Origin of the sequence: Bacillus cereus group sp. RP29, from assembly GCF_040459765.1 — a bacterium.
GTDB lineage: Bacteria > Bacillota > Bacilli > Bacillales > Bacillaceae_G > Bacillus_A > Bacillus_A paranthracis.
In genome coordinates this window covers 661,892-682,433 of sequence record NZ_JARVHN010000001.1, presented here as the reverse complement: position 1 = coordinate 682,433, position 20,542 = coordinate 661,892, and the positions used below count along the sequence as shown (strand labels likewise).

Genomic DNA, 20,542 nt, shown 5'->3' with positions numbered 1-20,542 from the left:
TTTTGTTTCTTTTATCCCGCTTTAACGGGCAGTAAGACCCCCACCTCAAAATTCAGCAAAGCAAAGAAGTTAGGTGGGGTTCGGGCTGCCCATAAAAGTCCGATCGGTGAAGGCTAATAATCAGTGGGGGATGAAGAAGCCCCCCACTGATTAAAGTTTCACTTTATTTAAAGAGGATATCTTTACTATATTGATTTCCGACGAGTAAATCATATTGGAGCATTTTATATTGTTCTAACATTTCTTTTTGTTTCTTTGTTAAATCATTGATTACCTCTCCATTTTTATCAACTTTTAATTCATCTCTAAGCACTGGTATTTCCTTGTAAAATGCCGATAAAAATTGATAAAATAAGGATTTATTTAATCCTGCATAATCAAAAATAAGATTAGAAAAATAAATTGGACTTACTACACCTAAATTATCATTTGGCATATCAAAGTTTGCGTACATTAATAGCGGCGTTTGAGCCATCGCTAAACGTTCGCTCGGTGTTTTTTCATTCGTTATATACCCATTCTCTTTATAAAAAGATTTATTTGTTCCTAATGATGGAAGATGATCTCCAAAGAATACTAATAATGTAGGTCTATCTAAATTATCTAGTTGCTCTATTAAATATTGAAGGGCCTCATCTGAACGTCTTAACCCTTCTGTATACGTTTCTAATTCTCCCTTTGATTCTTCATTTTCTAGCCCACTAATTTCTATTAGGTTTTCACCAAATCGGCCCTCTGTAAATGGAAAATGATTTTGCATCGTAACTACATGAATAAATGTAGGTTGTTTTTGTTTCTCTAACTCAGCAATTATCTCTTTACTCATCGCTAAATCACTAATATAATCTCCATCAACATCTACATTTTCCATCGTATCAGCTGCATTAAATTTATCAAATCCTAACACCTTATATACATCATCACGTTTAAAGAATGTGCGACCAAATGAATGAATTGCACTTGTGTAATACCCTTCTTTTTTCAACGCCGTAGGGATTGATGGAATTTCTTTCTTATTTGTAATAACCTGCTGATATGGTATAGAACCTGGCTTTAACAAACTCATTGAATAACTCGTTAATGCCTCAAATTCAACGTTCGCCGTATTTCCCCCAAATGTAGGAGAAATAGTTTGTCCACCAGGAAAGTTTTCTATATAATGATGTAAATTTGGTACAGGATCTTCACTAAAAGAAAGGTTAGTTGCTTTCGTCGGATCCCAAAACGATTCACTCATTACAAAAATAATATTCGGTTTCTCTTTTTTCTTTGGGCTCCCTATATTTCCACTATATTGTTTTTTTATATCGTTTGCTATTTGAAGCATATTTTCTTTAGAATAATTTTTTGGTTTTTCCATAACTGTTGTATCTAAATTGCTAATAAACCCAAGTACAAAACCATTTGAAGCATAGTTCTCATTTTGATCCCACAAAACAAAATCTACACCTGATTTTTGAAATACTTTATTCATAAATGTGTTCGCAAAATTACCGTACGCATATAGAACAAAAATAGAACCTACTACTAATAAGGCTCTTATTCCTAGATGAGTCTTTACATTTTGAATATACCTTCTCATATATATCCCTGCTACAATACAAGCCATGATACTTAAGATAATGACAAAAATATAACTCCAGCTAAAATAGTCCATCACCATCGGTATAACAGATTGCATATGCATAATTTGTGTGAAATCAGAAGGATACAGCGGATCACCTCTAAAAATAAGCTTTAAATAATTCACAATACCTAAAATGACTAACGTACAGCTCGTTAAAATCATACTTAGAAAAACCTTGCCTATTAAATTATAAACAAGAATGTATATTGCATAAATTACTACAAAACTTAATATAAACTGCATGTTATACAAGTAAATCCAATTCATTGCCTCTATGAAACTCATATTAACTTGCATGACAATATAAAATAACGCTACTGTATGAGCTAGTAAAAATAATACAAAATGCACTCGTAGGGATGCCCTAAGTGTAGACATCTCTTTTTTATTAAAATGTGAAATATAAAATGTTATGCCCCATATGAAAATCATCATAACAATTAAAACAAGATTTTGATTTAAATGAGCTTTCATTATGTCTAAATTAAAAACCTTTAAAAGCATAAACAGCATAGTTATTACTAATAAAGTCACCATACTACTTATAATGCTAGAAATTAATATATTTCTTTTTGGAAGATCAAAAAATGTAGAACCATACTTCAATTCATTCCCTCGTTTCTATGTCTTAATTTCCCCCGCATCGAAAGAACTATTTCTATTAAAATAACATATATGACATATTTCGTCTGCATAGTTGATTCTATCATAAATGTATTGTCTTAATATTCCCTTAGTAAACAGTTAAATTATGGCATACAAATTACTCATTCTTGAAAAACTTAATTTCAGCATTCCACTTTATGATATAATAACTATGTTTTGGAAATCCTTAATACTATTAAAGATTTCACATGAAAATACGAAAGAATTAATAAAAAAGGAGTTGCTCATTTTTGCTTACTAAGTTTAAGAGTTTGCCTAAAGCGGTATATGCAATTTTGGCGCTTTCTTTCCTGTTGCACGTTTTTTGTTTAGTAAAACAGCCAGGATTAGATGGAGAGTTAGTCAAAGTAACATATGGTGCAAATGATGCCTTTAACTATTCGTTAACAGCTGAACAACTATTAAAACATGGTGTATTTGGTTATGTGTATTTAGAACCTAGTGAAGTTCCAGGGAAAAATGCATATATCACACCAGGTCAGCCATTACTATTAGCTGGCGCTATGATTATTTCTGATATTACATCAATTCCTTACTATTACGTAGCAACTGTTATTAACATGATTATGAACCTATGCACAGTGCTATTAGTATTCTTAATAGGAAAAGAATTGTTCGAAAAAAACATTTATGGAATTGTTGCAAGTATTTTATATGCTATTTATCCAAGTAACTATACATACTTCCGTACATTGCTAACAGAAGTTCCATCCATATTCTTATTAGCGTTATGTGTATATGTATTTGTTCTCGCATGGAAATACAATAAAGTGAAATTCCATATATGGTTTGGAATTGTCGTTTCAATTTTACTTATGTTCCGTCCAAATCCAGCTCCAATGATGCTCATTCCTGTTCTTGTTGTGTTATTTACATATGGATTTAAAGACTCCATTCGAATCGGATTGTTATGGTTTATCGGACCTTTCTTTATTATTGGTGCATGGGTTGTTCGTAACTATTTAGCACTCAACCAATTTATTTTATTCTCAACCCAAGGTGCTGATCCACTAATTGCGGGTGCTGATCCATTTAATAAAATTGGATATGAAAATATAGTAAATGAAATGAGAGCCAAAGGCTTAGATGACAAAGGGGCATACGCAAAAGAATTAATCAAGAACGGCTTTAAGACGGACTTCACTTATTGGTTCTCTTGGTTCACTGTCGGTAAAACAATTGAATTATTCAAAACAGCTCCTGCTGTAGACCAATACCGTATTCACAACTTTATGCAACTATGTCATAGAGTGTTTATCATCGGTACATTCTTGAGCAGCTTCTGCTTCATGCTAAATTCATTTAAACATAAACGCGTTATGATGCTAGTAGCAAGTTCTATTATTTACATTATCTTCTCAAACTTATTCTTAGCAATTAATCGCTATGGATTTTTCATTAATCCTCTTATGTGCTTAATTCTTGCATACGGATTAATTCACATTGTGCAGAAGCTTCCATTCTTCCGCACGAACCAAGCATAATAAGAAAGAGGTCGTCCAACGGTGGACGACCTCTTTCTTATTACCCCACACTTTGCACACAGCCAATTTGTCCATTCTGTAATCACACTTTAATTCCGTATGTATATGTTTCTGTATTTGTCAAAATATCTTTCACAATACTACTCACTATTTCACTTATAAATGCAAGTTTTTTACAACTATTACTATAACGAAAAGAACCCGCCACAAGACAGGTTCTTTTCGTTATTTTATGATAAAAGAAAAAATCATTAGCATGTGTATTATATAAAAGGAAACAGCCATATTTTCCATACGATACATACGAGTACAATAACTACAAAATCAAAAAAATCTAATCTCGGACCCTTTTTCATATTCATCTCTAGCCACATATGAATCCATTTTGTTTTTGTATATTTTTGGATGTTTTTCTTTGCAAATCGGTAAATGAGCACTTGCATAATAAAAAATCCGACTACGAAAATAAACAAGAAAATGAGAAAATCGACCACAAAATTCCTCCTTATTTTTGCAGCGATTTTTCTACTATATGATTTTTCAAAACCCACTCTTCAAATTGAGCACTTCCAAATTCCCAACTAAGATCACGAGCATGTACAGAAAAAACGTAATAGCCAGCATATTCGTCCATAAATTTACCCGTCTCGATCCCATCTTTCTGAAGACCATATGCTCCAAAATTAAAATATACATCCCACACGTCTTCATTCTTCCGTTTATAAGCAATCGATTCCATATCACATTCTGTTCCGAAATAGTCAAGATGTAAATGTACGCTATCATCATATTCGTACTCCATTTTATCACCCCTTATATTTGTACTTCTTTATCACCAAAAAAATTCCTGCTATCTACACTCACATGTGGGCACTTACCTACATATCATGCTTGTAGAGTGACTTCTAGGAGGTGTTATATAGTGAAAAAATTAATAGCTGTTTTTTGTATCATGTTACTAGCTGTCTTCACACTTGTTGCTTGCAGTAGTAAAAAAGAAGATACGAAAGAACAAACTCAAAATGTTCGAGTCGGCGAAGTTACCCACTCTCTCTTCTATGCCCCGTTATATGTCGGGATTGAAAAAGGATTTTTTAAAGATGAGGGATTACATGTTGACCTCCAAACAACAGCTGGAGGAGATAAAACGATGACTGCCTTATTATCTGGCGGGATTGATATTGCTCTCGTCGGTTCTGAAACGTCCATTTACGTTCATCAACAAGGCGCAAAAGACCCCGTCATTAACTTCGCACAACTTACACAAACAGATGGAACATTTTTAGTTTCGCGTAAAAAATTAGACTCTTTTAATTGGAATGACGTAAAAGGTGTTACGTTTTTAGGACAGCGTAAAGGCGGTATGCCGCAAATGGTTGGAGAATACGTTTTAAAGAAAAATGGCATTGACCCTCACAAAGATACAAACTTAATTCAAAACATCGAATTTGCTAATATTGCAAATGCCTACGCATCTGGTACGGGAGAATTTGTCCAGCTCTTTGAACCGACTGCAAGTATATTTGAAAAAGAAGGTAAAGGTTATATCGTCGCTTCGTTCGGAAATGAATCTGGTACTGTTCCGTATACATCGTTCATGGCAAAAGAAAGTTTCTTAAAGAAAGATAAAGCTGCTGCTGAAAAGTTCACACGTGCTCTCTATAAAGCGCAGCAATGGGTTGATACTCATAGTCCAGAAGAGATTGCTGATGCCGTTTCTCCGGTATTTAAAGACACTTCAAAAGACATTACAGTAAAAGTAATTGAACGGTATAAAAAGCAACATTCTTATGCGACAAATCCGCTATTAGATGCTGAAGAATGGAAACAGCTCCAAACGATTATGAAAGACGCTGGCGAATTACAAAAAGAAGTTCCACATGAAGCGCTCGTCAATACAAAAATTGCCGAGAGCGTTATTAAGAAATAGAGGCGAAGTGTATGAGCTTTTTACAAATACGTAACGTTTCTCACTGCTTTTTCGCAAAAGAGAATGCCAAATTGATTCTCGAAGATATGAGTTTACAAGTGGAAGAAGGCGAATTCATTTCGATACTCGGTCCAAGTGGTTGCGGCAAAACGACACTCCTCTCCATTATTGCCGGGCTGCTTGATCCAATTGAAGGTATCGTCTTTTTAGATGGTGAGCCCATTACAACGAAAACTTCATCTATGGGGTATATGTTGCAGCAAGACTACTTGTTCCCTTGGAAGACAATTGAAGAAAATATTATGCTTGGACTTCATATCCGAAACATTTACGATGAACAGACGAAAGAACATACTTTACAGCTTTTAAAGCAAGTCGGTCTACATGATGTAGAGCAGCAATACCCTCGTGAACTATCCGGTGGTATGCGTCAACGTGCCGCCCTCGTTCGAACGTTAGCGACCGATCCAAAAATTTTATTGCTAGATGAACCTTTTTCGGCGCTCGATTATCAAACGAAATTGAAACTAGAAAATCTCGTTTTCAGCTTACTACACAAATATAAGAAAACTTCACTACTCGTAACACATGATATTGAAGAAGCAATTGCGATGAGTGATCGTATTTATTTACTACAAGCGAATCCTGGAAAAATTGCAAAAACATTTATCGTCCCAGAAAGCATCCGTTCCTTATCACCGTTAGAATCACGCCACCACCATGACTTCCCATCCCTCTTCCAAAATATATGGAAGGAGTTGGAGCGCCTTGGATAATATAAAGCAACTACATGAACAATTTCGGAAAAAAGAACGCAGGCGCGCATGGTTAGCACGCTCTTTGCAGCTTTTACTGCTCATTCTTTTCTTTGCACTATGGGAAATCGCTAGCAAAAAAGAATGGATTGATCCTTTACTCTTTAGCTCTCCTTCAAGCATTTGGGATCTCTTCCTTAATAAATGGATGGACGGTTCGCTTTGGGTCCACATATGGACGACATTACTTGAAACGGGAGTAGGCTTCATTCTTGGAACAGTGCTCGGAGCCATTATCGCTACTTTCCTTTGGTGGCTACCACTTCTCGCCCGCGTACTTGATCCATATCTCGTCGTCCTAAACGCCATGCCAAAAGTGGCACTTGGGCCAATTATCATTGTAATCTTCGGTCCAAATATTTCTTCGTCAATTGCAATGGGGGTAATCATTTCCATCATCATTACCATTCTCGTTATTTACAGCGCATTCCAAGAAGTCGATTCTAACTATATAAAAGTGATGGACACATTTGGTGCAAATAAATGGCAATGTTATAAACAAGTCGTTCTCCCTGCATCTTTCCCAGCCATTATTTCAACGTTAAAAGTGAACGTTGGTTTATCATGGGTCGGTGTTATATTCGGCGAACTTCTCGTCTCTAAACAAGGTCTTGGCTACTTAATTAGCTACGGATTCCAAGTATTTAATTTCACACTTGTCTTACTAAGCGTACTACTCACATGCGTCCTCGCAACACTTATGTATGTGTTTGTTGAGACATTTGAAAAACTTCTAATTGGGAAACGAAAAAGAAGCTGACTTAGAGCGATAGACTATAGTCAGCTTCTTTCTTTTACTTTTTATCACACATCTTTGTTTCATTTTTAACGTTTCCATCCGCAACCGTAACTGTATGGAAACAATCTTTCACACGTACTGTAACGACATTATCTTTTCGATCTATCACATGATAATCATTAAACTTTTTATCCAATGCACTACGAATTTGCTCCCCTTCAAAAATCGGAAAACCGTGAGACATTACCCAAATGAGACCAGCGACAGCAAGAATCGTTTTCATACGTTTCATTACCTCCTCGAGAGTAAACTTATAGTCCCTATAACACGCGCATTATAATTGTGTCTAAATTGTGACATTTTTATACTAATTCTATTTTATAATGGTAGTTCCTTCTTCTTTTTAATAAAAATACAGAATTTTCAATTTTATCAACATAAAAAACGTAAAGAACTACAATTCTTTACGTTTTCTTAGCTAACATATATAACTCGCATTAGTTTCCACTTCGTTGTTCTATCGTTTTCGAAACATCATATAATCCTACCAACACTTCCGCCCTCATTTTTACAAGCTCAGGGAATTGATAGAAAAAGGCAATTTTTTTATACTTTAACTCCGATCCTTCTTTCACCTTTTTTGAATCTTGCAAAATAAATGCTGTAAATGTATCTGCAATATCTTCTGCTACATTTGTCGTTCCATACTGTGATACAAACTCATCATGTTTTTCTTTAAAAAATTCAATTTGCGTTTCTTCACTTTCTTCTACTTTCTTTTCTGTCCACTCCAGCTCAATAGGCTTCCAGTAAGAATTATAAAATTGATTAATATAAGAGTTTTCCTTCGCACATCCCTCTTGTAAGAAAAGATTGCCGCATTTATTTCGGTACGTCGAAATATCTTTATCCTCTTCAAAATCCTTTACATAGTTTTCATCTACTGGTATTTGCTTATGCCCGAGCGTTAACACGTGAGCCGTCTCATGAATTAATGTTTTCATCACTTCATCAATATTTACCGCAGAATCAAGCGTATCTAAGCTAAGAGTCCATTCTTTCGGATTCTCTATACTAGGCATAACGTGAGCAACAACACCGTCATAACCATCCGTTATTAGATCAAATTCTGTTATATTCCCGCGATATTTAGCTGGAATGAGCGTGCGATACATATCCCACAAGTCTTCATGATACCCTCTATCTTGACGTTGTTGCAGTACTTCTTCTTTCGCTTCTTTATCTTCAGCAAATACTTTATTTAAACGTTTCCGTTCTATTTTTTCAAAATAAGGATCTACAATTTCATCGCCATCAATATAATAAGAAGCTAAAAAGAAATAATTTTCATCATCATCTTCTTTTTTCTGCTCTGCCTCTTTCATATCTGCACTTTCATGCTCTTCTATTTCATAATCTTCTACTGCTTCAAGCTCAGATAATCCATCTATTTTTTCATATACTTTTTGAAGTTTCTTATCTCCTATTTCCACGCATTCTTCGTCTGTTTTACACACTTCTTTTTCTTTCACACTCTTCATAGAACTTTCGCATCCTGCTAGTAAGCCGATTGCAACGATAACCCCTACTAACTTGCCATACAGTCTCTTCATACAATCCTCCATTATTCCATTCTACAAAATATCATAATCATTTTTTAACGAATATGCGATAATGAATTATAAAAAATGTAAGGAGGTTTCCTATGATTCGGGCAGTCTTATTCGACTTAGATGGAACACTATTAGATCGTCGTCAATCTTTAGAACAATTTATTCATGATCAATATAATCGCTTTGCCTCTCATTTAATGAACATAGAAAAATCCGAGTATTGTTCTCGATTTCTCGAACTAGATAATAATGGCTATACGTGGAAAGATAAAGTATATGCTACTCTCCTTTCCGAATACAACATTACTACTTTAACGCAAGAGCAACTGCTGCACGACTACATTACAAATTTTCAACATCATTGTATCCCTTTCCAAAACATGCATGAATTACTTCAACGTTTAACACAACAAAATATTAAAATTGGTATTATTACAAACGGCTTTACTGACTTTCAGATAAATAATCTTCGCGCACTAAACATACATACGTATACAAATACAATTCTCGTTTCAGAAGCGGAAGGAATTAAAAAACCGCATCCTGAAATTTTCGAAAGAGCTTTAAAAAAGCTAGATGTGAAGGCAGAAGAATGTCTTTACGTTGGGGATCATCCTGAAAATGATGTACTGGGTTCTGAACAAGTAGGGATTCTTGGTGTTTGGAAAAGAGATTCATTTTGGGGTAATTTTGAGCATTCGCGTGTGGTGGATGATTTGTTGGAGGTGCTTTCGTTTTTAGAGATAGAGACAAAAACAAGACAATAGTAAAAGGAGGCTTCGTTTCCCGGACGCCTCCTCTTCCTTTATAATTCATATACTGTAAACTGCGGTTTACTCGGATGATCTTTAACTAGCGCATCATCTGGAAACTTTGAAACTTTTTGATATAAGGCAATGTCACCCATGCAACCTGCTGTTAGTAGAATTCCTAAAAATGAGAGTGGCTCCAGATTCATAGCTAACCCCAATACAATTGGCAAAATTCCAGTCGGTAAAAACGGCAGCATTAATACTTTCTTCATTTGCTTTACTGTAATTTCTTTTTTAGAATGAGCGTATGCAGCACCTAATTTCCAATTGACGCCCCATGTTAGTTCACTCCACGGAACACCTCCGATATAACGAAATCCAATTAAATGTATTGCCTCATGAATACAAACGAAAACAATCATTCCAATAATCAAAAGAAACATAACGGGCAATGTAAATTCAATTTGAACTCCGCCTGAAAGAAATATATGCAAATAACCAATTCCAAACGCCAACGCAAATATTATAAGTAATGAATAGATATTTAACTTAACCATCGAAACAGTAACAGTCGTTTCTTTTCTGTTATCCATCTTCCTCCTCCTAAAATATAAAAAAAGAAATCGGCCACTTTACTTCGTAAAACAGCCGATTTCTTCTATATGTTTCATCGTACGCGCCAATACATCGTCGCGCATTATAAAGCTAAATTTTCTATCCGTTTTAATGTTGTCAGGAATGTCTGTTAATAAAACAGATCCTTTCGTTTCTTCGTAATGCGTATGTTCTTCTACCGCACTAATTGTTGCAAAATAAATGTTTTTAATGATTATTTTGTCTTTTCCAGATACTTTATATTGTCCTAAGTAAGTTAAATCAGAAACTATGCCGCCGGTTTCTTCATGAACCTCTCGAACTGCCGCTTCTTCCGGTGTTTCCCCTAGTTCTACTTTTCCACCTGGAAATTCAAGACCGCGACGTAAATGATGCGTTAATAACCATTGATCCCCGTACCGGCATACAACCCAAACATGCTTTGGCTCAGGAGAAAATGGATAACGTTCAAACGATAATTGTACAGTGTTGTGGTAATAATCTTTAAATTTGTACATGCCATTACTCCCCTATTGATGGTTACAAGTTTTTCCTACCACAAATTGTAGCATATTCTCGCTTTTCTGCATAATATTATCCAATTATAATCCATTGATTATTCCCATTTGCGCGACTAATTCTTTCGTCTCATGATTTCCTAAATCGTAAATCATTTTATATGCTTTTTGTAGTTGTTCATCATATCGGTCATTATTTGAATCATGATGATACTCAACAAATGGAACGTGGGAGCGTACAAATGAACCTAAATCCTCTACATACGCTTGATCAAAGTACTCTCTTAACTCCGTAATTTCCTCATCATTTGCGGAAATCTCAAAATTATACGTATCCGCTGTCTTCACTTGTGAAATTTGACCGTTTGCTATTGATATATAATATGTTTTTTTCTGCTCCATGTAACACCCTTCTTTCATCCTTTTTATTTCTATTGTTTTCATCAATTACAAAATTATGTAAAATAAAGAAAAGGAGGGATTCCATGTTTAAAATATTAATTATCGGTATTATAATTGTCCTAGTCATATTAGTACTCTCCGTCATGACGATTAATAAAGGCTACGCTTATAAACATTCCGTCGATAAACCAGAAGATAACCCGTATACAAAAAACAGCAAGAAGAATTCATAATACGCTTCGTATACTACTACTTATTTTAGGCCACATCATATCCAGTATTCGTTTACTAGCAGGTCAACATAACTTTCTACCACTTTCACAATTTCTATTAGGAGCTTTACTATTCCTTATTGCCCTTGAACAAATAAAGAAAAAAGATTCAGGAACCGGATTTATTTAGATTTTCCTCATCATTAGCTATATAAAATAACAAGGGGGATATATATGCTAAAGGGATTACAGATTATTTTTGCACTCATTGCATTATGTATAGTAATTTACGGATATTTTACTGGTAATAGAGAAATGATGCCTTATATGTTCATTTTCTTAGGATTAATGGCTTTCACTATAGGACTAGGAGAAATAAAACAAGACAGAAAATCTAGTGGTATATTTGCTTTCATAGCTGGAGCTGGTGCTTTATTTCTTAGCTTCTCAGAAATATTCCGATAAATAATCTATTTAAGGGGGAATTACATGCTAATTGGATTACGGATTGCTTTAGGACTTTTCACGCTTCTCATACTCTTTCTTTGCACTTATATCCAGATTACCGATCATTTCTCACTTCTCCCATACGTACAATTTATTCTCAGTTTTTTCTTTATTCTTGTCGGAATTAACGAATTTATATCCGGACGAAAATCAATGAGCATTCCGTTTTTTTTTCGTTTCTATTCTTACACTCTTCGTTCTCATATCAAACTACCTTCGCTACATATAGAATGAAATCTTGAGCAATTTCGCATTTACAAGCACGTAATAAAATAGGGATGATTTTTTTGTCAGTTTTTGTCGGTAAGTCGATATCCAGTGTCGAAACGTCGATATATTAAAAAAATCGTTGATATATTTCAAGTTACGGTCGATATATTCGAAAAATCGTCGATATAATTTTATTTATTATCATGACAAAAAAAACTGCCCTTTTACAGGCAGTTTTCTTTCTATCCAAATACTTTCTCAAGTTCATCTTTATCTTGGCTTAACCAGAAGTTCATTAAGCGTTTTGCTCCTTCTAAATCGTGAAGCTTCGCTTGACCACATTGCGTTTCATTTGCAGCTGGAATTTCTGTAATTTGAACCGCATCTTTTAATGTTAGTTCTAATAAATCAATGATTTCTCGAACTGTCGGTGTTCCGCTTACTACAAGGTAATATCCTGTTTGGCAGCCCATTGGTGAAATATCGATAATATCGAAATGCGGATAACGATCAATATATTTACGTAAATTAAATGCTAATAAATGTTCTAACGTATGAATAACATCTGGTTTCATCGCTTGTTTATTCGGTTGGCAAAAACGAATATCAAATTTATTTACAATACCGTCACTACCTACATTGTGAACTCCGCAATGTCTTACATAAGGTGCCTTTACAATCGTATGATCTAATTCAAAGCTTTCTACTGATGGCATACAACATCTCTCCCGCTTTTAATTTAATTCCGTTATATCCAATATGATATAACGGAAATGCACATTAGTAAAGTATTATGTACAGTCGTGCTATAATACTTTAAGAATATGCTGAAAAGGAGATCGTTATGAAACAGATTTTTATTGGGATTATACGCTTTTATCAAAAGTTCATTTCTCCGATGACACCACCCACTTGCCGCTTTTATCCGACTTGTTCTCATTACGGATTAGAGGCGTTTCAAAAGCATGGTGCACTCAAAGGCTTTTGGCTTACTTGTAAGCGTATATTAAAATGTCACCCTTTCCACCCAGGAGGATTTGATCCTGTCCCAGATAAAAAGGATGACAAAGTACATTCTTAATTATCGTAACCATTCACAACTAAATCTAATTTTCCTGTATCAGGATCGATAACAAGACCGTGAACAGGTACTTCTTCCGGAAGTAATGGGTGGTTGCGAAGTACTGATACGCTATGTTCTACACTTTCTTCTACACTAGAGAAACCGCGCAAGAATTGTTCTAAATCAATTCCAGAATAACGAAGCATATCTAATTTCTCTTCTGTTATACCGCGCTCTTTCATTTTCTCAATCGTACTACTTGCTTGAATTTTTGCCATACCACAATCATGGTGACCAACTACACATACTTCATCAGCGCCAAGTTCGTATACAGCGACTAAAATACTACGCATAATACTTCCAAATGGATGTGAAATAACAGCGCCTGCTACTTTAATAATTTTCACATCGCCGTTACGCATATTCATCGCTTTCGGCAATAGTTCAACAAGTCTTGTATCCATACAAGAAATAATTACCATCTTTTTGTTTGGAAATTTCCCCGCTACAAACTCTTCATACTTTTTCTCTTCCACAAATTTCTCATTGTATTGCAAAATCTCTTCTAATGACTTCATAGTAAAAGGCCCTCTTTTCTCTCGTTTACACTACATAATTAGTGTACCAAAATATGAAAAACTCAAAAAGGATATCGCTTTATAGTAAAAATAAGATATTTTTCAGATAATCGACATAATTCTTTCAAAATATACACACAGCTTTGTAACAAGTCTCACATACTTTAAACGCATTTTCACTATAAACTGATTGTAGATAATGTAAAAAAGGAGTGAATATTTATTATGTCCGACGTTCTGTTACTGAGTCGTTTTCAATTTGCAATTACTGTTTTTTATCATTTTTTATTTGTACCTTTGACAATCGGACTTGTTATTTTAGTAGCGTGTATGGAGACTCAATACGCCCGCACATTGAATCCAACATACCGCAAAATGGCAAATTTCTGGGGTAAATTATTTACAATTAACTTCGTAATGGGGATTATAACCGGGATTACGATGGAATTCCAATTTGGAACAAACTGGTCTGAGTACTCCAAATATATGGGAGATATTTTCGGATCACCTCTCGCAATCGAAGCACTCGTTGCCTTCTTCTTAGAATCTACTTTCATGGGAATATGGTTATTCGGTAAAGACAAAATTTCACCAAAGTTCCGTGCCTTCTGTATGTGGATGGTTGCACTTGGAACAAATATTTCCGCCCTTTGGATTATTACAGCAAACGGCTTTATGCAAAACCCTGTTGGCTACGTCGTACGTAACGGCCGCGCTGAATTAAATGATTTCTGGGCACTCGTTACGAATCCATACGCTTGGAATATGTTCTTCCATACTGTAGTTGGTTGCTATATTGTTGGTGCTTTCTTCGTCATGGCAATTAGTGCCTATCACTTATTACGTAAAAATGAAGTTGAATTCTTCAAAAAATCATTTAAGTTTGGCTTAATGTTAGGCTTATTTGCCGCAACAATTACACCGTTTATGGGACATCAATCTGGTGTATCCGCGGCTAAATATCAACCTGCTAAAGGTGCTGCAATGGAAGCTGTTTGGGAAACTGGGAAAGGACAAGGCTTCTCGATTGTTCAAATTCCTGATGTGGAAAATGAAAAGAACTTTGAATTCCTTACGATTCCAAAGTTAGGAAGCTTCTTCTATACAAATTCATTTGATGGCGAAATTGTTGGTTTAAAAGATATTCCGAAAGAAGATCGTCCAAACGTTAACCTTGTGTACTATAGCTTCCGCTTAATGGTTGCACTTGGTATGTTCTTTATGGCATTAACTTGGTACGGTTTCTACTTAAACCGAAAAGGAAAACTAGAAAACTCAAAACGTTACTTAAAAATTACAATATGGTCTGTTTTACTACCATATATCGCAATTAATGCTGGTTGGATTGTTGCCGAAGTAGGTCGTCAACCATGGACAGTATATAAACTCATGCGTACCGCAGAATCTGTATCACCTATATCTGTCCCGCAAATTTGGTTCTCATTAATTAGTTTAATCTTGTTCTACACTTTACTTTTAATCGCAGATGTATACTTAATGCTGAAGTTCGCCAAAAAAGGACCAGCAGCATTAGAAGAACCTGCTACTGAGGGAGGCGTGGCTCATGTCTCATGATATGCTTGCGATTATCTGGTTTGGTTTATGGGGCGTGATTTGGACAGTTTACTTTATTCTTGATGGATATGCACTTGGTAACGGAATGATTTTTCCTTTCGTTACGAAAGACCGACAAGAACGAAATCAATTACAAGAAGCAATTGGCCCGTTCTGGGGCGGTAATGAAGTGTGGTTAATTACAGCTGGTGGCGCAACATTTGCTGCCTTCCCAGTCACATATGCAAATATGTTTAGTTATTTATATACACCGTTATTCTTAGTATTACTTGCACTATTTGCTCGTGCTGCTGGACTTGAGTTCATGCATAAAGATGATTCACCAATTTGGCAAAAAACTTGTAAATGGGCATTTGCAATTGGTAGTTTCTTAATTGCTTTCCTATTCGGTGTTACATTTGCTAATCTTTATTACGGACTACAAATTGGAAAAAATGGCTATGAAGGAAATTTACTTAGCTTACTAAATCATTACGGTATTTTAGGAGGGCTGTTCTTCACTGCTATATTCGTCGTATCGGGTGCTCTTTGGGTTATGATTAAAACGACTGGTGAAGTATCTGACCGTGCTTATAAAATCGCAAGACCATTTTCAATGGCAGCTGCTATCATTTTAGCTATTTTCTATGTAGCAACTGCAAATCGTACAAATTTATTCCAAAACTTCACAGAGTACCCGGTACTATTCATTCTTCCAGTACTTGCAATGTTAATGAGTGTACTCGCACTTATTATGGTGTACAAACATAAAATCGGTCTTGCATTCACATTCGTTTGCTTAACAATCGCAATGTTTATGACAACTGGCTTTGCGGGTATGTTCCCAAGAATGTTACCATCTCGTATTAATGATGCTTATAGTACAACGTTATACAACGCAGCTGGTAGTCAATTAAACTTAAAAATTATGTTCTTCGTTGCAATGGTTATGGTACCAATTGTTATTGGATATCAACTTTGGAGTTACAGTATCTTTAAAAATAAAATTCATAAAGACTCTGCTAAAGGGTATCACTAAAATGAAAAAAGACACTTCGTTTGAAGTGTCTTTTTTATACGTATGATTTTCGATAAGATGTTATATTTCTAATCTAACAACTATAATACAGAAGAATCATTAACAGCTCACAGCTAGATTGTAGCACAGGGTAAGTCCATCATTTGATGCAATTTTGCATATTTCTCTATAAAGTAAACTGTATTCCTTGATCATTCACATCGCTATCCCCTACATCTGATGTACTAATCCCGCTAAATGTTTGTACTTTAATCCCTGTATTCGATGATCCCGATCCATTATAAGCTTTCGTTTTTTCAATCGGCTGCACGTTATATTTATCTCCTAAATTAATCGTTCCATTGCAGTTTTCAATAATAACGCCTTCCACAACTGACGGCATTTTGTCACCTACTTTCATTTCCTTACTTTCATTTTATGAAAAGCGCCTAAAAAAATAGCATGTTTCCATAAGAAAAAAGCACTCAGACTGAGTGCTTTTTTCTTATTTACCTTTTTTCTTTTTCTCACAAGCAATTCCATCGCCATCACGGTCTAAATGCTTACCATAATACGGGCTATCTCTTGTAATGTCATAATATCCCGCATCGTTTGCTTCTTTACAGTTCGCAAAACGTTTCGGATCTGGTTTCACTTCCGGTTTTACTTCTGGTTTCGGTTGTGGCTGTGGTTGTTTTGCTCCTGGTCTTTCTTCAAATGGTAACGTTGCATTATATAAGAACTGAACGTATTGCTCACGACTTACATGCATTTTAGGTGCGAATGTACCATCACCAGTTCCAGCCGTAATATAATTTGATTTAATTGCAATAATAGCAGGATTCGCCCATCCATTTCTATCTACATCCGGGAAATTATGATCCCCTCTAATTTGCAATTGGAATCCTCTTGTCAAAATTTGTGCCATTTCTTCACGAGTTAACGAATCTTTCGGTCTAAATTTTCCTGTGTTATCTCCAACAAATATACCCATCTCTGTTAAAGCAAGAATCTCTTTTTTAAACATAGTTGAACGATCCGTAATATCTTTATATGGATTGTTATACTGTTCTTTTACTGTCGGTTTTAAATGGCGGAACATAAGAGCTGCAACTTGCTCACGCGTTACATCATCACCAAATCCAAAAATCCCATTTCCGTATCCAGCAACAACGTTTTTATTTGCTAAATCCATAATTGCTTTATAAGACCAATGATTGTTTGGAACATCTTTAAAACCTGCGCTTGCCTCCGCTGTTCCAATTGAAGTAAATGCTGTAGTTGCAACAAGTGCACCTGTTAAAATTAATTTTTTAAATCTCATACTTAAGTCTCCTTCTCTTTCCATAATAACCATTTAACAATACAACAAATTATTCAAATGTACTTTGTCATATTCTGTCGAACACAAAAAAGAATCCTGCAGGATTCTTTTTTGCTAAGCATGAATGGCAATTTTGGAGACAGTTGACTTCTTCAAAAATTTATTAGGGGTAATATTTTGAAAAAGAAAGCCTTTCATATGTAGGTTAACACTACTGGAATATATAGTAAATTGATAATATTTATACGGAAGATTGCTAATGTTTAGTATAGATACTTTCCACTATATCAACAGTGAAAAGCATCTACATGAAACAACAAAAAAGGCGCCTTCAAAGAAGATGCCTTTCATAAACAGACACTATAAAACAGAATTATTTATTGTTATACGATTGTTAGATACAAAAAGTAGAGGGAAATGTTTGTATTACATTCTGTTTTATAAAGTATGTCTACCACTTATATTTTAATCCTCTTCACTTGAAAATAAATATAATATGCATAATTACATACGAAAAAGAAAAGACACTCCATAGAGTGCCTCTTCAACCATTTTACTTTTAATATATCGCTTTACATACATTGTAACATATGTATCCATATATTTTATTGAGAAAATTCAAAATCCTTTTTTTTTCATTTTCAATTATAAAATCATGTAATATAAAAGGTATGTCAAATTCTTATACAAGTTGAGGTGTACTATATTTATGTCTTTCGGAATCATTCCTCTTATATTGTTTATTATTTTTCTTATCTCCTATTTAAAAGATCCACGAAAAATAATAAATGGGTTTTTATTTAATACTTTTATCTGTTTTTTCCTTCTGTTTTGTATACTTGTCTCTTGGAACTCAAGTAATACTATCCTAGGCTACATAATAGTCTTACCTATTTTAGCACTTATCGTTATGATTCCTTTTGGTATTGTTGCTTTAATGTTTGGACTATTTCTGAATGCGAGAATTTTAATGAAACGAGAGGGCCGACGTTTTACTAACTGTTTAACACTTATTGCTGCTTTAGGTATTTTATTCTGTATATTATTCCTTTTCATAAGTCCAGCAAGTTTCTTCTCATCACATTTCCAGCCTATTTTCGCTGGTATTTCTCTTATAACCGTATATTTCTTTATACACTTATCTAACTTCTTAAGCGCTTATTTTTTATATCAATTCAACAGACCAAGGCGTAATCAAGATTTCATTATCGTTCTCGGTAGCGGCTTAATTAATGATAAAGTACCACCTTTACTTGCAAGTCGTATTCATAAAGCAATCGACTTTTACTGGAAACAAGCCGCTGTGAATACGCCACCAACAATTATTTTCTCTGGTGGACAAGGTCCAGATGAAGGCCTTCCTGAAGCAGAAGCGATGCAAAAGTACGCTGTTGAAAAAGGAATTCCGCTTGAACATACAGTGCAAGAAAATCGCTCTGTAAACACATATCAAAATATGTTGTTCTCTAAAGAAATTATGGATTCTTTAAAACCAGACGGTAAGTATAAAAGTATTTTTACAACGAATAATTTCCACCTTTTCCGCGCTGGTATATATGCAAGACAAGCTGGTCTTAATAGCCAAGGAATTGGATCAAAGACAGCCTTTTATTATTGGCCTAATGCAATGATTCGTGAGTATGTTGCAATCGTTGTGATGGGACGTAAGCGCCATATGAAAATATGTGGAACTATTTTAGGCTTCGCTTTATTCCTATCCGTGCTTAGTTTTATCATTTCTTAATAGCATCCCATCCTTTGAAAGGATGGGATTTCTTATACTCATTTCAAAAATATTTTAAAGATAATATGGTCATAATATTCCCTGCATACATCCATTAAAGGAGAATTTTTTCAAATAAAATGTTAAAATAAAATTTAAGTGTGAATGACGTAACAAATAAGAAACTAGTTTGAAACGAGGAAATCATATGGAGAAAATTATCAAAAACAAGCCCAATAAGCTTAAAATCGCTTCAAAAGCTTTGATGATTATTATTGGGGCATTTATTACAGCGTACGGATTAGAGGCAGTATTAATTCCAAATAACGTATCAGACGGTGGTGTAACTGGTTTAAGTATCGTTAGTTCAAGATTGTTTGGATTACCATTAGGAGCTCTAATCGCAGTTATTAACATTCCTTTCGTTTGGTTAGGATATAAGCAAATCGGTAAAAGCTTTGCGATTTATTCTATTATCGGGATTGCTTCATTAGCAATAGGTACCGTTGTCATGCACGGAATACCAGCTATTATTGAGGGCGATACATTATTAGTTACAGTTGTTGGTGGTATTATCATCGGTTTTGGTATGGGACTAGCATTACGTAACGGTGGGGCATTAGATGGAATCGATATGCTAGCTGTATTGCTTTCTCGTAAGTTACCATTTGGAACGAGTGACCTTATTTTATTCTTAAACATGTTCGTATTTATTTTCGTATCAACTGTATTCGGTCTTCAAGGAGCTATCCTTTCGGCAATTGCTTACTTTATTGCTTCGAAAGTGATTCATATCGTTGAAGTTGGTTTAAGTGGTTCGAAAGCATTTAAAATCATTACAAAAGAGCCTGAATTAATGGTAGAAACCATTCGCGATCGTTTAGGCCGAAGTGCAACATATAACGAAGTATACGGTGGTTATTCAAGAGAGAAATTCAAAGAAATTTCTTGTGTAATTAACCGTTTAGAAGAAAGTAAAATGAAAGAACTTATTAACGAAATCGATCCACACGCCTTTATTACAGTTTATGACGTAGCAGAAGTAAAAGGCGGTAACTTTAAGAAACGTGATATTCATTAATCATTATGAAAGAAGAGGGTGTGCCAATATGTTGGCACACCCTCTTCTTTTACCATTGTCAGTTTTTGTCGGTAAGTCGATATATTTCAATAATCGCTGATATATTTGGAGTTGTGGTCGATATATTTCGAT

The 20,542-nt window shown here is 34.8% G+C and carries 25 protein-coding genes and 1 pseudogene; 13 read left to right on the top strand and 13 right to left on the bottom strand.

Annotated elements, in window-relative coordinates:
• Window positions 1-163: 163 nt before the first annotated feature.
• Entirely contained in the window at window positions 164-2,233 is a 2,070-nt protein-coding gene (locus QCI47_RS03495; RefSeq protein ID WP_309423360.1) for an LTA synthase family protein, read from the bottom strand.
• 290 nt (window positions 2,234-2,523) lie between these two features.
• On the opposite strand from QCI47_RS03495, the gene QCI47_RS03490 reads away from it, so the two are divergent.
• On the top strand, window positions 2,524-3,777 hold the full coding sequence (locus tag QCI47_RS03490; RefSeq protein WP_000956217.1) for a glycosyltransferase family 39 protein: 1,254 nt from the start codon (window positions 2,524-2,526) through the stop codon (window positions 3,775-3,777).
• A gap of 82 nt (window positions 3,778-3,859) precedes the next feature.
• Here the strand turns inward: QCI47_RS03490 and QCI47_RS30245 are convergent.
• From QCI47_RS30245 to QCI47_RS03480, 3 genes and pseudogenes are all read right to left on the bottom strand, one after another.
• Window positions 3,860-3,934, bottom strand: a pseudogene (locus tag QCI47_RS30245) (YwbE family protein); the annotation flags it as partial.
• A 106-nt stretch (window positions 3,935-4,040) separates the two neighbouring features.
• On the bottom strand, window positions 4,041-4,271 hold the full coding sequence (locus tag QCI47_RS03485) for a hypothetical protein (protein WP_000227427.1): 231 nt from the start codon (window positions 4,269-4,271) through the stop codon (window positions 4,041-4,043).
• Window positions 4,272-4,282: 11 nt separating this feature from the next.
• Window positions 4,283-4,579: a DUF3986 family protein gene (locus tag QCI47_RS03480; protein ID WP_000455572.1), complete on the bottom strand. Its 297-nt coding sequence runs from the start codon at window positions 4,577-4,579 to the stop codon at window positions 4,283-4,285.
• Between the two features lie 120 nt (window positions 4,580-4,699).
• Here QCI47_RS03480 and QCI47_RS03475 point away from each other — a divergent pair, with 120 nt between their 5' ends.
• The 3 genes from QCI47_RS03475 to QCI47_RS03465 are packed head-to-tail and all read left to right on the top strand — an operon-like array spanning window position 4,700 to window position 7,282.
• Window positions 4,700-5,707, top strand: coding sequence for an ABC transporter substrate-binding protein (locus QCI47_RS03475; protein WP_000733214.1), 1,008 nt, complete (start codon window positions 4,700-4,702; stop codon window positions 5,705-5,707).
• An 11-nt stretch (window positions 5,708-5,718) separates the two neighbouring features.
• Window positions 5,719-6,483: an ABC transporter ATP-binding protein gene (locus QCI47_RS03470; protein WP_000009050.1), complete on the top strand. Its 765-nt coding sequence runs from the start codon at window positions 5,719-5,721 to the stop codon at window positions 6,481-6,483.
• Window positions 6,476-7,282: an ABC transporter permease gene (locus QCI47_RS03465; RefSeq protein WP_061132004.1), complete on the top strand. Its 807-nt coding sequence runs from the start codon at window positions 6,476-6,478 to the stop codon at window positions 7,280-7,282. The genes QCI47_RS03470 and QCI47_RS03465 overlap by 8 nt, the downstream gene beginning before the upstream one ends.
• A gap of 34 nt (window positions 7,283-7,316) precedes the next feature.
• Here the strand turns inward: QCI47_RS03465 and QCI47_RS03460 are convergent, their stop codons facing one another.
• Together QCI47_RS03460 and QCI47_RS03455 are read right to left on the bottom strand one after the other, a co-directional pair.
• The gene (locus tag QCI47_RS03460; protein WP_000849109.1) at window positions 7,317-7,544 is read right to left on the bottom strand and encodes a hypothetical protein; all 228 of its coding nucleotides are present in this window, start codon (window positions 7,542-7,544) and stop codon (window positions 7,317-7,319) included.
• 214 nt (window positions 7,545-7,758) lie between these two features.
• Window positions 7,759-8,874 (bottom strand): recombinase family protein, encoded by a 1,116-nt coding sequence (locus tag QCI47_RS03455; protein WP_353811697.1) that lies wholly within the window; start codon window positions 8,872-8,874, stop codon window positions 7,759-7,761.
• A gap of 92 nt (window positions 8,875-8,966) precedes the next feature.
• Here QCI47_RS03455 and QCI47_RS03450 point away from each other — a divergent pair, with 92 nt between their 5' ends.
• Window positions 8,967-9,641, top strand: a complete 675-nt coding sequence (locus QCI47_RS03450) for an HAD family hydrolase (protein WP_061132002.1) — start codon at window positions 8,967-8,969, stop codon at window positions 9,639-9,641.
• Between the two features lie 38 nt (window positions 9,642-9,679).
• Here the strand turns inward: QCI47_RS03450 and QCI47_RS03445 are convergent, their stop codons facing one another.
• From QCI47_RS03445 to QCI47_RS03435, 3 genes are all read right to left on the bottom strand, one after another.
• Window positions 9,680-10,219: a DUF3267 domain-containing protein gene (locus QCI47_RS03445; RefSeq protein WP_076874915.1), complete on the bottom strand. Its 540-nt coding sequence runs from the start codon at window positions 10,217-10,219 to the stop codon at window positions 9,680-9,682.
• 39 nt (window positions 10,220-10,258) lie between these two features.
• Window positions 10,259-10,738 carry an antimutator 8-oxo-(dGTP/GTP)ase gene (gene mutTA / locus QCI47_RS03440; protein WP_000276386.1) on the bottom strand — a complete coding sequence of 160 codons (480 nt, stop codon included), beginning with the start codon at window positions 10,736-10,738 and terminating at the stop codon, window positions 10,259-10,261.
• Between the two features lie 84 nt (window positions 10,739-10,822).
• Complete coding sequence (locus QCI47_RS03435; protein ID WP_000435818.1) at window positions 10,823-11,140, bottom strand: hypothetical protein; 318 nt, start codon at window positions 11,138-11,140, stop codon at window positions 10,823-10,825.
• A gap of 83 nt (window positions 11,141-11,223) precedes the next feature.
• On the opposite strand from QCI47_RS03435, the gene ytzI reads away from it, so the two are divergent.
• From ytzI to QCI47_RS03420, 3 genes are read left to right on the top strand one after another with little or no spacing between them, the layout of a single operon-like run.
• Window positions 11,224-11,373, top strand: coding sequence for a YtzI protein (gene ytzI / locus QCI47_RS03430; protein WP_000472802.1), 150 nt, complete (start codon window positions 11,224-11,226; stop codon window positions 11,371-11,373).
• A complete protein-coding gene (locus tag QCI47_RS03425; protein WP_219993374.1) occupies window positions 11,366-11,542 on the top strand; it encodes a DUF3953 domain-containing protein in 177 nt (58 codons plus the stop codon). Before ytzI ends, QCI47_RS03425 begins: the two co-directional genes overlap by 8 nt.
• Before the next feature lie 44 nt (window positions 11,543-11,586).
• Window positions 11,587-11,817 (top strand): YczI family protein, encoded by a 231-nt coding sequence (locus QCI47_RS03420; RefSeq protein WP_000911960.1) that lies wholly within the window; start codon window positions 11,587-11,589, stop codon window positions 11,815-11,817.
• A gap of 494 nt (window positions 11,818-12,311) precedes the next feature.
• On the opposite strand, the gene luxS is transcribed toward QCI47_RS03420, so the two are convergent.
• Window positions 12,312-12,785, bottom strand: a complete 474-nt coding sequence (gene luxS / locus QCI47_RS03415) for an S-ribosylhomocysteine lyase LuxS (RefSeq protein ID WP_001141369.1) — start codon at window positions 12,783-12,785, stop codon at window positions 12,312-12,314.
• A gap of 128 nt (window positions 12,786-12,913) precedes the next feature.
• Here luxS and yidD point away from each other — a divergent pair, with 128 nt between their 5' ends.
• A complete protein-coding gene (yidD, locus tag QCI47_RS03410; RefSeq protein WP_000809333.1) occupies window positions 12,914-13,150 on the top strand; it encodes a membrane protein insertion efficiency factor YidD in 237 nt (78 codons plus the stop codon).
• On the opposite strand, the gene QCI47_RS03405 is transcribed toward yidD, so the two are convergent.
• Complete coding sequence (locus QCI47_RS03405; protein ID WP_000838159.1) at window positions 13,147-13,710, bottom strand: beta-class carbonic anhydrase; 564 nt, start codon at window positions 13,708-13,710, stop codon at window positions 13,147-13,149. The genes yidD and QCI47_RS03405 overlap by 4 nt on opposite strands.
• Before the next feature lie 225 nt (window positions 13,711-13,935).
• Between QCI47_RS03405 and cydA the strand changes: the two genes are divergently transcribed.
• Both cydA and cydB read left to right on the top strand, forming a co-directional pair.
• Window positions 13,936-15,285, top strand: a complete 1,350-nt coding sequence (gene cydA, locus QCI47_RS03400) for a cytochrome ubiquinol oxidase subunit I (protein ID WP_048557024.1) — start codon at window positions 13,936-13,938, stop codon at window positions 15,283-15,285.
• Window positions 15,275-16,303, top strand: a complete 1,029-nt coding sequence (gene cydB, locus QCI47_RS03395) for a cytochrome d ubiquinol oxidase subunit II (protein ID WP_000017662.1) — start codon at window positions 15,275-15,277, stop codon at window positions 16,301-16,303. Before cydA ends, cydB begins: the two co-directional genes overlap by 11 nt.
• A gap of 166 nt (window positions 16,304-16,469) precedes the next feature.
• On the opposite strand, the gene QCI47_RS03390 is transcribed toward cydB, so the two are convergent.
• Window positions 16,470-16,703, bottom strand: a complete 234-nt coding sequence (locus QCI47_RS03390; RefSeq protein WP_001998505.1) for a spore germination protein — start codon at window positions 16,701-16,703, stop codon at window positions 16,470-16,472.
• Between the two features lie 84 nt (window positions 16,704-16,787).
• Window positions 16,788-17,606: an S-layer homology domain-containing protein gene (locus QCI47_RS03385; RefSeq protein ID WP_353811696.1), complete on the bottom strand. Its 819-nt coding sequence runs from the start codon at window positions 17,604-17,606 to the stop codon at window positions 16,788-16,790.
• Between the two features lie 709 nt (window positions 17,607-18,315).
• Between QCI47_RS03385 and QCI47_RS03380 the strand changes: the two genes are divergently transcribed.
• Together QCI47_RS03380 and QCI47_RS03375 are read left to right on the top strand one after the other, a co-directional pair.
• Window positions 18,316-19,350: a YdcF family protein gene (locus QCI47_RS03380; protein ID WP_000007818.1), complete on the top strand. Its 1,035-nt coding sequence runs from the start codon at window positions 18,316-18,318 to the stop codon at window positions 19,348-19,350.
• A gap of 187 nt (window positions 19,351-19,537) precedes the next feature.
• Window positions 19,538-20,410 carry a YitT family protein gene (locus QCI47_RS03375; RefSeq protein ID WP_000411240.1) on the top strand — a complete coding sequence of 291 codons (873 nt, stop codon included), beginning with the start codon at window positions 19,538-19,540 and terminating at the stop codon, window positions 20,408-20,410.
• Window positions 20,411-20,542 lie beyond the last annotated feature (132 nt).